The organism is Nocardia sp. NPDC004278 (assembly GCF_053602975.1).
Genome location: NZ_JBSGEQ010000023.1, coordinates 79,474 through 92,853, shown reverse-complemented (window position 1 = coordinate 92,853; position 13,380 = coordinate 79,474). Strand labels below are relative to the sequence as shown.

15 protein-coding genes are annotated in these 13,380 nt (G+C 66.1%); 8 read left to right on the top strand and 7 right to left on the bottom strand.

Annotated elements, in window-relative coordinates:
* Nucleotides 1-115: 115 nt before the first annotated feature.
* On the bottom strand, nucleotides 116-1,147 hold the full coding sequence (hrcA, locus tag ACWEO2_RS29860; RefSeq protein ID WP_452408364.1) for a heat-inducible transcriptional repressor HrcA: 1,032 nt from the start codon (nucleotides 1,145-1,147) through the stop codon (nucleotides 116-118).
* A 424-nt stretch (nucleotides 1,148-1,571) separates the two neighbouring features.
* Nucleotides 1,572-2,375, bottom strand: coding sequence for an alpha/beta fold hydrolase (locus ACWEO2_RS29855; protein ID WP_452408363.1), 804 nt, complete (start codon nucleotides 2,373-2,375; stop codon nucleotides 1,572-1,574).
* Between the two features lie 180 nt (nucleotides 2,376-2,555).
* On the opposite strand from ACWEO2_RS29855, the gene ACWEO2_RS29850 reads away from it, so the two are divergent.
* Entirely contained in the window at nucleotides 2,556-2,846 is a 291-nt protein-coding gene (locus tag ACWEO2_RS29850; RefSeq protein ID WP_452408423.1) for an AraC family transcriptional regulator, read from the top strand.
* On the opposite strand, the gene ACWEO2_RS29845 is transcribed toward ACWEO2_RS29850, so the two are convergent.
* The 3 genes from ACWEO2_RS29845 to ACWEO2_RS29835 form a co-directional block, all read right to left on the bottom strand.
* Nucleotides 2,843-3,061: a hypothetical protein gene (locus ACWEO2_RS29845; protein ID WP_354952849.1), complete on the bottom strand. Its 219-nt coding sequence runs from the start codon at nucleotides 3,059-3,061 to the stop codon at nucleotides 2,843-2,845. The two genes, ACWEO2_RS29850 and ACWEO2_RS29845, sit on opposite strands and share 4 nt — an antisense overlap.
* A 259-nt stretch (nucleotides 3,062-3,320) precedes the next feature.
* Nucleotides 3,321-4,523: a radical SAM family heme chaperone HemW gene (hemW, locus tag ACWEO2_RS29840; RefSeq protein WP_452408362.1), complete on the bottom strand. Its 1,203-nt coding sequence runs from the start codon at nucleotides 4,521-4,523 to the stop codon at nucleotides 3,321-3,323.
* Between the two features lie 243 nt (nucleotides 4,524-4,766).
* Nucleotides 4,767-5,171 carry an SgcJ/EcaC family oxidoreductase gene (locus tag ACWEO2_RS29835; protein ID WP_354952851.1) on the bottom strand — a complete coding sequence of 135 codons (405 nt, stop codon included), beginning with the start codon at nucleotides 5,169-5,171 and terminating at the stop codon, nucleotides 4,767-4,769.
* Between the two features lie 104 nt (nucleotides 5,172-5,275).
* On the opposite strand from ACWEO2_RS29835, the gene ACWEO2_RS29830 reads away from it, so the two are divergent.
* From ACWEO2_RS29830 to ACWEO2_RS29805, 6 genes are all read left to right on the top strand, one after another.
* Nucleotides 5,276-5,476 carry an Ms4527A family Cys-rich leader peptide gene (locus ACWEO2_RS29830; RefSeq protein ID WP_452408361.1) on the top strand — a complete coding sequence of 67 codons (201 nt, stop codon included), beginning with the start codon at nucleotides 5,276-5,278 and terminating at the stop codon, nucleotides 5,474-5,476.
* Between the two features lie 134 nt (nucleotides 5,477-5,610).
* Nucleotides 5,611-7,410 (top strand): nitrite/sulfite reductase, encoded by a 1,800-nt coding sequence (locus tag ACWEO2_RS29825; protein ID WP_452408360.1) that lies wholly within the window; start codon nucleotides 5,611-5,613, stop codon nucleotides 7,408-7,410.
* Entirely contained in the window at nucleotides 7,374-8,159 is a 786-nt protein-coding gene (locus ACWEO2_RS29820; protein WP_452408359.1) for a phosphoadenylyl-sulfate reductase, read from the top strand. The genes ACWEO2_RS29825 and ACWEO2_RS29820 overlap by 37 nt, the downstream gene beginning before the upstream one ends.
* A 73-nt stretch (nucleotides 8,160-8,232) precedes the next feature.
* Nucleotides 8,233-9,162, top strand: coding sequence for a sulfate adenylyltransferase subunit CysD (gene cysD, locus ACWEO2_RS29815; protein ID WP_452408358.1), 930 nt, complete (start codon nucleotides 8,233-8,235; stop codon nucleotides 9,160-9,162).
* 117 nt (nucleotides 9,163-9,279) lie between these two features.
* Entirely contained in the window at nucleotides 9,280-10,569 is a 1,290-nt protein-coding gene (locus tag ACWEO2_RS29810) for a sulfate adenylyltransferase subunit 1 (protein ID WP_452408357.1), read from the top strand.
* Nucleotides 10,570-10,627: 58 nt separating this feature from the next.
* A complete protein-coding gene (locus tag ACWEO2_RS29805; protein WP_452408422.1) occupies nucleotides 10,628-11,392 on the top strand; it encodes a sirohydrochlorin chelatase in 765 nt (254 codons plus the stop codon).
* A gap of 60 nt (nucleotides 11,393-11,452) precedes the next feature.
* Here the strand turns inward: ACWEO2_RS29805 and ACWEO2_RS29800 are convergent, their stop codons facing one another.
* Together ACWEO2_RS29800 and ACWEO2_RS29795 are read right to left on the bottom strand one after the other, a co-directional pair.
* Nucleotides 11,453-11,764, bottom strand: coding sequence for a hypothetical protein (locus tag ACWEO2_RS29800; protein WP_452408356.1), 312 nt, complete (start codon nucleotides 11,762-11,764; stop codon nucleotides 11,453-11,455).
* A gap of 27 nt (nucleotides 11,765-11,791) precedes the next feature.
* Entirely contained in the window at nucleotides 11,792-12,196 is a 405-nt protein-coding gene (locus ACWEO2_RS29795) for a spore-associated protein A (protein ID WP_354952868.1), read from the bottom strand.
* A 218-nt stretch (nucleotides 12,197-12,414) separates the two neighbouring features.
* Between ACWEO2_RS29795 and ACWEO2_RS29790 the strand changes: the two genes are divergently transcribed.
* On the top strand, nucleotides 12,415-13,365 hold the full coding sequence (locus tag ACWEO2_RS29790) for an AraC family transcriptional regulator (protein ID WP_452408355.1): 951 nt from the start codon (nucleotides 12,415-12,417) through the stop codon (nucleotides 13,363-13,365).
* Nucleotides 13,366-13,380 lie beyond the last annotated feature (15 nt).

Sequence of the window (13,380 nt, the reverse complement as noted above, 5' to 3'; positions counted from 1 at the left end):
CAGCATTAGTCGGATGCACTCAACTTTATCCGCCGAAAGGTCGAGGGTAACAGCGACGCCGGCTGACCGTTTCGAGCGACCTGCAAGCAATCGCTGAACGGCCTGCCGCCGCCCCTCAGCGCTCCGCGAGCACCTCACCGATATAACGGGCGACGGCCGCGACCGATGCAATGGTCCCCGGATAGTCCATCCGGGTCGGGCCGAGCACGCCCATGCCGCCGAGAACCGCACCCGCCGCACCATAGCCGGTCGACACCACCGAGGTCCCGCGCATCTGCTCGACCTGGGTCTCCTCGCCGATGCGCACCGTCACGGTGCCGGGGTGCTGTGCCGCCGCGAGCAGCTTCAGCACGATCACCTGCTCCTCCAGCGCCTCGAGCACATCCCGCAGCGAACCGGGGAAGACGAAGTCGGCGGCATTGCGGGTCAGGTTGGCGGTACCGCCGAGGACCAGACGCTCTTCCGGATGCTCGACCAGGGTCTCGACGAGTACGGTCGAAACGCGCACCAGCACGTCCTTGAGTCGCTGCGGAGCCCGCTCGGGTAGTTCGGAGACAGCCGCCGAGGCTTCGGACAGTCGCTTGCCATCCATCGCGCCGCCGAGCATGCCACGCAGCGCGGCGAGATCCTGGTCATCGACGAGCGCGCCGAGTTCGACGAGACGCTGATCGACGCGACCGGTATCGGTGATCACCACCAGCAGCAGCCGCGCCGGATTCAGCGCGACCACCTCGATGTGGCGGACCGTCGAGGCCGAAACGGTCGGATACTGCACGACCGCGACCTGCCGGGTGAGCTGGGCCAGCAGACGCACCCCGCGGCGCAGCACATCGTCCAGATCGACGCCGGACTCCAGGAATTCCATGATCGCCCGGCGCTCGGCGGGCGAGAGCGGCTTCACCTCGGAGATGCGATCGACGAACTGCCGATAGCCCTTGTCCGTGGGAATGCGGCCGGAACTGGTGTGCGGCTGGGTGATATAGCCCTCCGCCTCCAACACCGCCATATCGTTGCGGACCGTCGCGCTGGACACCCCGAGGTTGTGCCGCTCTACCAGCGTCTTCGACCCGATCGGTTCCTTGGTCGCGACATAGTCCGCGACGATCGCCCGTAGGACCTCGAAGCGCCGATCCTCGGTGCTCGACATGGCCCCACCTCCTCGCTCGTCCTCGGGTACGTCTGTTTATCCAGTCTAATTGCCCGCCCGACAATTGCCGTTCCCATGCCCGCGAACTACCGGGCCTCCTGTGATCTGGGTCTCACCCGCTACTGCGCCGCACGCCGCGAACTCCGCAGGGCCAGTTCGAAACCTGCCGCAGCGCACCGAGACCTGTTGCCGGATCGACCGATCCCCGTCATGATCCGAGGCTCCGGAATCCGGCGATGCCCCGGCCCGCGTAGTCGCCCTCCTGGACCGACACTGCAGCCGCGGTACCTGGACGAGCTTCGCCGCGGGTGTTCACGCCCGCGGCGAAGCTCGTCCGATATCGCCGGCCGTCGACCGAGCCCACACGAAACGTGCTGGTGCGTCCGTTGGGAGCTGTCGACCGCACCACTCGACAGGCCAGTGGTCATTGGCCGGCGGCGGACTCCACCACGGCGGCAACCTCGGCGGGGTGGGAGACCAGGGAGGCATGGGATGATGCGATTTCGGAGGTGGTCGCGCCCATTCGGTTTGCCATGAAGCGTTGGGCGGCAGGGGGAATCACGTGGTCGTAGGCCGAGACGAGGAACCGGCTCGGGATCGAGGACCATGCGGGTGCGCCGGAGGGTTCGATGTTGGCGGCGACGGCGAGGGAGCGTTGGTGGGCGATCAGATCGGCCGCGACGTCGGGGCCTACGTCTTGGGCGAAGACTTCGTTGAAGCGGTCGGGTGCGATATAGCTGTCGAGATTCCTGCCCGCCAAGCCATTTGGATCGTCAACGACGCTGAATTGCAGTGTCGGCGGCACCAGCTGGCTGCCGGGGAAGCGGATCGGGTCGAGTTCGAGCAGCCCGATTTCACCCTGCACCGGGGCGAAGGCCGCGATGTAGACCAGCGCTTGAACTTTCGGGTCGTGCACATTGCTGATGACGAAACCGCCGTATGAATGACCGACCAGCACAATGGGTCCCGAGATCGTGTCCAGGGCCCGCTGCACGGCTGCGGCGTCGTTCGCCGGGCCGCGCAGCGGATTGTCGGGAACAACCACCGGATAACCGTGGTCGCGCAGCACCGCGGCGACGCCGTTCCAGCTCGTGGTGTCGGCGAAGGCGCCGTGCACCAGCACGATCGTCGGCAGGGGTGCGGCGGTCGCGGGAGCAACCGCCAGGACGGGCGTGAAAGCGAGGATGAGCGCTGCAAGAGCGGCGCGGAAGCTACGGGTGATCTTCATTCGGAGTCCCTACCCTTTCGCTGATGAGTCGTTCTTCGCCAGGAAATCCAGTGCGGCATCGTGAACCGGCCGTATCAGCGGTCGGGACACGAGACCTCTTCGGGATAGGTGGAGCCAACCTGCGTCGATCACTGTTTCGAAGCCTAGAAGCGGCCGCGCCAGCAGTCCCGACTTTGCACGATTCTCGACCGACAGTGCACGACCGGCCGCTATCGGCGAGCGAAACCGGCCGGTGACAGCGCCGCACCGCCGAACGCCGGATACCGCCGCGAGCAGCGGATCATCAGCCAGTGGCGGGACCGGGTGCGCGGCGAACTGGTCCGCGCCCAGACAGCAGACATCGCTCTATCCGCGATGATCGCGCGCCGCTGGGGCCTGCACGACCCATCGCATTTCGCCCGCCGATTCCGCACGGCATACGGCATGTCGCCGCGCGAATGGCGGCAGGTGGCCGCACTCGCGGGAGGTTAGAGCTGGGCCTGCGCGCTCTTGGCCATCTTGCCCGCCATCGCGTCCAGACCGAGCATTGCCAATAAGGCCACACAGTCTGCGGCATTCTCGGCGTGGCTGGCGACGGTCCGCGCGGCAATCGCACTCTGACGTGCGTTTTCCGCCTTTTCGGCGGCCCGCGACTCGGCGAATTCACCTTGTTCGGAGATCAGCGTGATGTGACGTGCCGGTGGCATAAGACTCCTTGGGTTGCTGCGCAGCCTACGCGCCTTTACCGATCTGTGATAGTGCAACCAACATTATTCGGCGGGCCTACCGCAGACATTCGGAGAACTCACAAGACCCGGATGTCCCACCAGCGGATGCACCACCGAAGACGGGACCTTGTCGACCGCACGCACTGTCGGATCGCCGCGATCCGCTGCCGTGTGCCCACCGCTGATCGAAGAAGAGTCCGGTAGCGGCGCGCAAGCGTTGGCGGCAGAAAGAATGCGGTCAGGTCAGGAGATCGCGGACGACGCCGTCGGCGAGCAGTCGGCCGCGGTCGGTGAGGATCAGCCGATCGCCGGACCGAATTGCCAGGCCGTCTGCGATGATTCGGTCTGCGGCGGCGGTTTCCGCTGGGGCCAGTTCGTTCAGCGGTAGGCCGGTGCGCAATCGGACGGTGAGCATGACGCGTTCGGTGTGCTGTTCGTCGGCGGTGAGGGTTTCCCAGCCTGCCGCGGGCAGTCCGCCGCGAGCGACCGTATCGGCATAGCGCGCCGGGTGTTTGACATTCCACCAGCGGACACCACCGACATGACTGTGTGCGCCGGGGCCAGCGCCGAGCCAGTCACCGCCGTCCCAGTAGCCCAGGTTGTGGCGGCAGCGGGCGGCATCGCTTGCAGCCCAATTGGATACCTCGTACCAGGCCAGGCCCGCCGCGCTCAGCCGGGAGTCGATGCGCTCATACCTGGCGGCGAGCACATCGTCATCGGGGGCGGGCAGTTCACCGCGGCGGACGCGGCGCGCCAGGGCGGTGCCGTCCTCGACGATGAGCGAGTACGCCGAGACGTGATCGACGCCCGCACTCAGCACCGCGTCCAAACTCGCGTCGAGATCGCCGTCGCGCTCGCCGGGGGTGCCGTAGATCAGGTCCAGGTTCACATGGTCGAATCCGGCGGCGCGCGCTTCCCATGCCGCGGCGACGGCTCGGCCCGGCGTATGGGTCCGATCCAGCACCTTCAGCACATGCTCGGCGGCGGACTGCATCCCCAGCGACACCCGGGTGAACCCGGCCGCACGGATCCGCTCGAAGAACTCCGGCGACGTCGACTCCGGGTTGGATTCGGTGGTCACCTCGGCATCGGCGGCGAGGGTGAAATGCGCGCGCACCGCGGCCAGCACGGCGGCCAAACCGTCACCGCCGAGCAGCGACGGCGTGCCACCGCCGACGAAGATCGTCGCCACCTCGGGCGTCGCCGTCGGCAGCGCCGCGAACCGCTCGGCCGCCGTCGCCAATTCACCGCGCAGCGCATCCAGCCAGGATTGCGGTGACGCCGACGTGCCCAACTCCCCGGCGGTGTAGGTGTTGAAATCGCAGTACCCACAGCGTGTCGCACAGAACGGCACGTGGATATAGATCCCGAACGGCCCGCCCCCGAAGTCGCGCAGCACGAGGGCCGGCGTCTCGGCTTCGATCGGGGCAGCAGAACTCACCCCACCATTTTGATTCCTCCCCCGCCTGAAGCTGAAGGCGGGGGCTACCTGGCTCGAGGGTCGCTCAGCGAGCGCCCCGGTGGCGGCGCCCGCTCAGCATTTCGAGCGGCAGGCCCAGCCACACGTGTGAACCGGGACCGCGTCGGGCGCAGAGTCGACGCGTTTCTCCTCGCCCTGAAGGACGAGGTATTCACGCTGCGTTCCTGCGGTGCCCGCCGCTCCCCCGAGCCGATGCCAGTGGGTTCAGTCGGCGACGACGGTGTTCTGGTTCGCGGTGAGCAGCCAGCGGCCGCTTTCCTTGGACATGACGTACATGGGCGACCCCTGCCCGGACAGCTGCCCGTCACCGTCGAAATAGCGCTGGACCACCTTGACCGCGGCGACATCCGGGCGGATGAACAGCACATGTTCGACCTCGTAGGTCGCGGTGCCGTTGCGCATCGCACCCGGCAGCACCTGGGCGGTGAATTCGGCGATGGCCGCACGCCCGAACAGCCGCTTACCGCCACCGGTGGTCCAGATCGCGTCTTCGCGGAACAGGCCGACGAATTCGTCGACGAGTTCGTTCTGCTGTGAGTGCTGGATGGTGGCGACGACCTCGCGGATAGCGTCGAGGTCGGTATCGGTGGCGGCAGCTGTGGTACTCATGGCACAGAGCGTGCAACCTCGAGGTAGCTCGAGGTCAATATGCCGTGAGACGGGTCACCTACGATGATCATGACGAATCATGCGACGCATTCAGCCCGCTAACTATGACCACCATCACAATCGACACCGACAGTCCAGGGAATTTCCCTCGATTTCGCGGGAAATACGGCCTGGCGGTCCGAACGGCCATCCTGACGTGGCACAATAGGCGCATGCGCGGATCTGGAGTACGACTTGTGGCACGTCGCCACGTCGACTACAAGCGCGTATGCAGTGCCTGCTGTCTGCCCGGTTCCTCCCGGTAGCTCAGCGGCGCCCATTCCCGGATTTCCCGGTCATCTCCCGATTCCGATGGACATCGGCCCGCTGACACCGCACGCGTGAGTCAGCCCCTCACGCTCTCAGCACGGATGTACCCCCACCCAGCAGGAGCGACCCCATGACGTCGAGCACCGACGCCGGTCACCCGGATCAGCCCGGTTCCGGGCCGCACGCGCGCCCGCAGCGCCCGGCCTCCGAGCGGCGCGTCCGCCCGGACCGTCCCCGCAGCGAGGCGCCGGCCGGCCCGCGTGCCCGCACCGGTAAGCCGGTGCGCCGCAAGGCCGAGGGCCAGTGGGCGCTCGGCTACCGCGAGCCGCTGAACCCGAACGAGCAGTCCAAGAAGGACGACAACCCGCTCAACGTCCGGGCCCGGATCGAGAACATCTATTCCAAACAGGGTTTCGACAGCATCGACAAGGGCGATCTGCGCGGCCGGTTCCGCTGGTGGGGTCTCTACACCCAGCGCGAACAGGGTTATGACGGCACCTGGACCGGTGACGAGAACATCGACATTCTCGAGGCCAGGTACTTCATGATGCGCATCCGCTGCGATGCGGGCGCGCTGAATGTCGCACAGCTGAAGACCCTCGGCCAGATCTCCACCGAGTTCGCCCGCGATACCGCCGACCTGTCCGATCGCGAGAACGTCCAGTACCACTGGATCGAGGTGGAGAACGTCCCCGAGATCTGGAAGCGGATCGAGGGCGTCGGACTCAAGACGACTGAAGCATGCGGCGACTGCCCACGCGTGGTGCTCGGTTCGCCGCTGGCCGGTGAATCGCTGAACGAGATCATCGACCCGACGCCCGCGATCGATGAGATCGTGCGCCGCTACATCGGCAAGAAGGAGTACTCCAACCTGCCGCGCAAATTCAAGACCGCGATCTCGGGCCAGCAGGATGTGGTGCACGAGATCAATGACGTCGCGTTCGTCGGAGTGAATCACCCGGAACACGGTCCCGGTCTGGATCTGTGGGTCGGCGGCGGTCTGTCGACGAATCCGATGCTGGCCCAGCGCGTCGGCGTGTGGGTGCCGCTGGACGAGGTGCCCGATGTGTGGGAGGCCGTCGTCTCGCTGTTCCGCGATTACGGCTACCGTCGCCTGCGCACCAAGGCGCGGCTGAAGTTCCTGATCAAGGACTGGGGCATCGAAAAGTTCCGTCAGGTGCTCGAGGACGAGTTCCTGAAGCGCAAGCTGATCGACGGTCCGGCGCCGGAGCAGCCCAAGAAGCCGATCGATCACGTCGGCGTGCAGAAGCTGCGCAACGGGCTCAATGCGATCGGCTTCTCCCCCATCGCGGGCCGGGTGTCGGGCACCGTCTTGACCAAGGTCGCCGAGGCGGCGGAAAAGTACGGCTCGGACCGCATCCGGTTCACCCCCTATCAGAAGTTGATCATTCTCGATATCGCCGACGATAAGGTCGACGCGCTGATCGACGAACTGGAACCCCTTGGCCTGCAGGCACGTCCGTCGCTGTGGCGCCGGAACCTGATGGCCTGCTCGGGCATCGAATTCTGCAAGCTCTCCTTCGCCGAGACCCGCAAGCGCTCCCAGGCGCTGGTGCCGGAGCTGGAGGAGCGGCTCGCCGATCTCAATGCGCAGCTGGATGTTCCGGTGACCATCAATATCAATGGCTGCCCGAACTCCTGCGCGCGTGCGCAGATCGCCGATATCGGTTTCAAGGGTCAGCTGATCGATGACGGCGCCGGGAATCACGTCGAGGGTTTCCAGGTTCATCTCGGTGGCAGCCTCGGCTTCGACAGCGCCTTCGGTCGCAAACTGCGTCAGCACAAGGTGACCACCGACGAACTCGGTGACTACATCGAGCGGGTGGTGCGCAACTTCATCAAGCACCGCGAGGACGGCGAGCGGTTCGCCCAATGGGCCGTTCGCGCCGACGAGGCCGACCTCAGGTGAACGGGAGACCAAGCGTGACAACAGATCAAGTAACGGCGGACCTGCCCGCGAAGCTGTCCGAAGACGAGTTGCGGGCGATCGCCGAAAAAGGCGCGGCCGAACTCGGGTCCAACGCTTCGGCTGCGGAGCTGCTGCAATGGACCGAGGACACCTTCGGCACCGGCTACATCGTCGCCTCGAATATGCAGGACGGTGTGCTGGTTCACCTTGCCGCCCAAGTGCATTCGGGCGTGGACGTGCTGTTCCTGGACACCGGATACCACTTCGCCGAGACCATCGGCACCCGCGATGCGGTGGAGGCCGTGTACGGCGTGAATGTGATCAATGTGCGGCCAGAAAACACGGTGGCCGAACAGGATCAGCTGCTGGGCAAGGATTTGTTCGCGCGTGACGCCGGTGAATGCTGCCGGTTGCGCAAGGTTGTGCCGCTGCAGCGCTCGCTCGTCGGTTACAACGCCTGGGTCACCGGCATCCGCCGCGTGGAGGCCCCGACTCGGGCCAACGCCCCGCTCATCTCGTTCGACGAGGCGTTCGGACTGGTGAAGATCAACCCGCTCGCCGCCTGGTCCGACGACGAGATGCAGGCCTATATCGAACAGCACGGCATCCTCGTCAATCCCCTGGTGGAGGAGGGATATCCGTCCATCGGCTGCGCTCCGTGCACGCGGAAGCCGGAGCCGGGATCCGATCCGCGAAGCGGCCGCTGGGCTGGCCTCGCCAAGACCGAATGCGGGTTGCACACCGCATGACCGAGTCAGGGCCCGGAGGAGGCAGCCTGCGTAACCACGTAGCGCCCCTCGGGCATGCGAAGAAGGACACAGCATGACCGAGACCATCAGCACACGTTCTCTTGGTATCACCGATTTCGACACCCTCGCGGCGCTCGAATCGGAATCGATCCATATCTTCCGTGAGGTGGCGGGCGAATTCGAGCGGCCGGTGATCCTGTTCTCCGGCGGCAAGGATTCCACCGTGCTGCTGCATCTGGCGCTCAAGGCCTTCTGGCCCGCACCGCTGCCATTCGCACTGCTGCACGTCGACACCGGGCACAACCTGCCCGAGGTGCTGGAGTTCCGCGACAAGGTGGTCGAGAAGTACGGCCTGCGACTGCATGTCGCGAAGGTCGAGGACTACCTCGCCGACGGTCGCCTGACCGAGCGCCCGGACGGTATCCGCAATCCGCTGCAGACCGTTCCGCTGCTGGACGCCATTGCCGAACACCGCTTCGACGCGGTCTTCGGCGGCGGCCGCCGCGATGAGGAGCGTTCGCGCGCCAAGGAGCGGATCTTCTCACTGCGCAACTCCTTCGGGCAGTGGGATCCGAAGCGGCAGCGGCCCGAACTGTGGAACCTGTACAACGGCAAGCACGCTCCGGGCGAGCATGTGCGGGTATTCCCGCTGAGCAACTGGACCGAACTCGATATCTGGCGCTATATCGCCCGCGAGGATGTCGACCTGGCGAGCATCTACTACTCGCACGAGCGTCCGGTGTACCAGCGTGACGGCATGTGGATGACGCCCGGTGTCTGGGGCGGTCCGCGCGACGGTGAGGTGCTGCAGACCCGTTCGGTGCGCTATCGCACCGTCGGCGACGGATCCTCCACCGGCGCAATACTTTCCGACGCGGCCGATAACGAGGCGATTCTCGCCGAGGTGGCCGCGTCCCGTTTGACCGAACGCGGCGCGACCCGTGGCGACGACCGAGTCTCGGAAGCCGCGATGGAAGACCGCAAACGAGAAGGCTACTTCTGATGCGTTCCGAGCCACTCACCGGACCGAACGCGGCGCACAGCGTCGAATCCGGGGTGAGCGACGACCGAGTGTCCGAAGCCGCCATGGAAGACCGCAAACGAGAGGGTTATTTCTGATATGTCCGACCTATTGAGGCTGGCCACCGCCGGTTCTGTCGACGACGGTAAGTCCACCCTGGTCGGACGGCTGCTCTACGACACGAAATCCGTACTGGCCGACCAGATCGACGCCGTCACCCGCGCATCGGTCGACAAGGGCCTTGCCACACCGGATCTTTCGCTGCTCGTCGACGGGCTGCGCGCGGAACGCGAACAGGGCATCACCATCGATGTCGCCTACCGCTACTTCGCAACGCCCAAGCGGTCTTTCGTGCTCGCGGACACCCCCGGGCATGTGCAGTACACCCGCAATACCGTCTCCGGCGCGTCCACCGCGCAGCTGGTGATCCTGCTGGTCGACGCGCGCAAGGGGGTCATCGAGCAGACCCGTCGGCATGCCGCGGTGCTCGCGCTGCTCGGTGTGCCGAAGCTGGTACTCGCGGTCAACAAGATCGACCTGGTGGACGATCCGGCGACCGTCTTCGCCCAGATCTCGGCCGAATTCAACACCCTCACCAGCACGCTCGGCTGGTCGAGCGAGGACGTGCTGGGGATTCCGGTCTCCGCGCTGCACGGTGACAATATCGCGTCGCGTTCGGAGAACACCCCGTACTACGACGGGCCGTCGCTGATCGAGCATCTGGAATCGGTGCCCGTCGATGCCGACAGCTCGGGCGCGCACGCGATCGGCCTGCGCTTTCCGGTGCAGTATGTGATCCGGCCGCGCACCGCCGAATATCCGGACTACCGCGGCTATGCGGGCCAGATCGCGGCGGGCTCGGTTTCGCCCGGCGATGAGATCGTGGTACTGCCCTCGGGCATTCGCTCCACCGTCGAGCGCGTCGATACGCCCGATGGTGAGCTCGCCGTCGCACAGGTCGGCCGCAGCGTCACGCTGATCCTGGCCGACGATGTGGACATCTCGCGCGGCGACATCATCGCCTCGCCCACCGATGCGCCGGAGCCGATCGACTCGTTCGACGCGACCGTCTGCTGGCTCGGCGATAAGCCGCTGCGTGCCGGCGCGCGCCTGTGGCTCAAGCACGGCACGCGCACCACGCAGGCCATTGTCGGTGCGCTGGTCGAGCGGTTCGACGAGCAGAACCTGACCGCGGCACCGAATCCGGAGTCGTTGGAGCTCAACGATATCGGCCGGATCTCGGTGCGCGTCGCCGAACCCATCGCCGCCGATGACTACCGCGTCAACCGGCATACCGGCAGCTTCCTGCTCATCGATCCGGCCGGTGGCAATACGCTGGCCGCCGGTCTGGTCGGCGATGTGCTGACCGCCGTCGAGGTCGGAGCCTGAGATGACTTCGCCCGGCAGCGGCGCTGTCTCGGCCGTGGGACTGCCGGGCGGTAGATCCATGTGGGCGCAGCTCGAGCGGCTGTCGACTCCGGTCGATGGATATCCGGCGCTGATCGCGGTCGCGCACGGCAGCCGTGATCCGCGCTCGGCGGCAACGATGTCGGCGGTTGTCGCCGATATCGCCGCCGCCCGACCGGATCTCGATGTCCGGCTCGCCTTCCTCGATCTGAACGCACCCTCGATCGATCAGGTGGTGGATGTGGTTGCGGCACAAGGGCATACGCATGCCGTAGTGGCTCCACTGCTATTGGGCAACGCCTTCCACGCACGGGTGGACCTGCCCGGGTTGCTAGCGGCCGCGCGCCTGCGCCACCCGCGGCTGCGGCTCACCCAAGCCGATGTCCTCGGGCCCGATGCGCGGCTGATCGCCGCCCTACGTGATCGGGTGCTGGCGGTGGATGGCATGGATCGCAATGTCGGCGTGGCGATAGCGGCGGTGGGTTCATCTTCGGTCGCCGCCAATGCCTGCACCGCCGCGGTGGCGCGCCAGCTCACGGCGATCACCGGCTGGCGCACCGAGATCTGCTTCGCTACCACCGACCCCGGTCTCGCCCATGCGGTTTCGCGCCTGCGCGGCAGAGGCGCCGAGCGCGTGCTGGTGGCGCCATGGTTCCTCGCACCGGGGCTGCTCACCGATCGGCTGACAGCGGCCGGACCCGATCTGGTGCACGCGCCGGTCATCGGTTCGCATCCGGCGCTCGCCGATATCGTTTGGGACCGTTATGACAACGCGCTCACCGACGTCCTCAGCCTGTCGGCCTGACCCAGCGCGGGCGGAGTCGAATCGCCGACACCGCCCGCGTTCCAAGAGAGCGAAATCGGGTCACTCACCGACCACTTGGGTGACGTCGCCGCAGCGGACTACCTCATTGCCCTTCGCATCGCCCTCGATGTAGAGCTCGATCTTGTCGTCGTTGCACGGTGAGTTGCTTGCGCGGTAGATGGTGAGTTTGCGCATCACCCCGCAGCGGTTGTGGTAGTAGACGGTGGTGGTAAAGGTGCCGGGCTCGTACGAGTAGGAGAAGCAACCGCTTTCGCCGCGTTCGGCGGAGGCCGTCGCGGCGGTGGCGACGGTACACCCGATCGAGGCGACCGCAATGGCGATTCCCGCGAGTAGCCTGTTCGTTTTGCGCATGATGACCTTTCGAAGAAACTCAGTGGCTCACTGGCAGTGCACGTTGAAGATCTGCCACTTGTCGTCGCCGATGATTCCGCCCCAGTCGATGCAGCGCCCCTTCGCCGAAACGTAAACCGGCCCTGCGAATTCGGTGAACTGGCCCTCGTCGATGGTCACGTCCTTCTTGCCCTCGGACAATTCCAGTCCGGCCGCCATGCGCACCGCGGCACCCGGCTGGTCCCGCACCGTGACGACGCAGTTCTTCTCGCCGTTATAGGTGAGGAAGATCGTGCCGCCACGCAGATCGTGGGTATCGATCACGTTGTATCCGGCACCGCATTGATTGCCATACGTCGCCGCCGCGGCGGTACCGGGCACGAAAAACGCTGCTCCGGCGGCAATTCCGGCCGCGGCCACACCGGACGCGACAATCTTCAGTGCGTTGCTCACGCAGTACTCCTCTATTGCTGTGATCGTGAGATCACGATGCTAGGGGCGGTCGGCGGGCTCCAATTGCCGGTGAGCGCAGCAAAATTGTCGCTGAGCGCAACGTCGTCGGTGTCCTGGACCACGTTTAGCGCACAGCGGATCGAGCCAACTCTATGGAGGCGCCAAACCAACCGGTATGTGGCGTGCCAATAGATCGCGACGGGCGGGAGATGGTGCCGATGAAAGAAGGAGTCGACCTCGTCGAGACCGCCACCACCAGCGCCGTCGCGCCACATGAGCGCACCGACTACTGGGGCGAACTGATCCAGCTGTGCCACCGCCGACGCGTGGGCTACGCATTCCCCCGTCGAAGCGACTTCCGAGGACGGGTGGCGCTGCGCCGCACGGACAATTACCAAATCGTCGGTTGGCAGGCCGATGCCGTCACCTATTACCGCACTGCCGGACATGTGCGCGAAGATGCCGACGGGGACTATCGCCTGATGCTGCCGACGACCGGGCACGTCACCATCTGGCAGGACGACCAACACGTCCCCATGCCGCCCGGCATCGGCGCCCTGGTGACCATCGACCAACCATTCGCATTCACACAGATCGGCGGTACCGAGGGCCTGACCATGACCATCCCGAGGGGCGAGGTCGACCACCGCCTCGGCCGCGCCGCGCCACCCGCACCGCTGGTGGACCTCACCTCGGGGCTCGGACGGGTGGTCGCCGACCTCGCCACCGGCTTGGTCGCCGAGCGCGACACCCTCACCCATAGCCAGTTCGACGCGGTATCCGAGCGGCTGGTCGAGCTGCTGTGCATGCATATCGCCGGCGACCACCCCACCGAACACTGTCATCTCACCGATGTGGAATCCCGAGTCCGCCACTACATTCGCACCAATGCCCACGACCCCGAACTGACCCCGGCCGCCGTCGCCCGCGCCCTCGGCTGGTCGCTGCGCCAGGTCCAACTCGCACTGCAACACGGCGGCACCACACCTCGCGAACTCATCAAGGAAGAACGCCTGCGACTCGCCCACGCCCGGCTGCGGAATCCGGCGTATCACCACTGGAGCATCGCTAGCCTCGCCGCCGGACTCGGCTTCAGCTCCGCCAGCGCCTTCAGCACCGCCTTCCGCCGCCGCTTCGGCGCGACCCCTCGCGATATCCGCCGATCCTGACCCGGCCCCGACGAA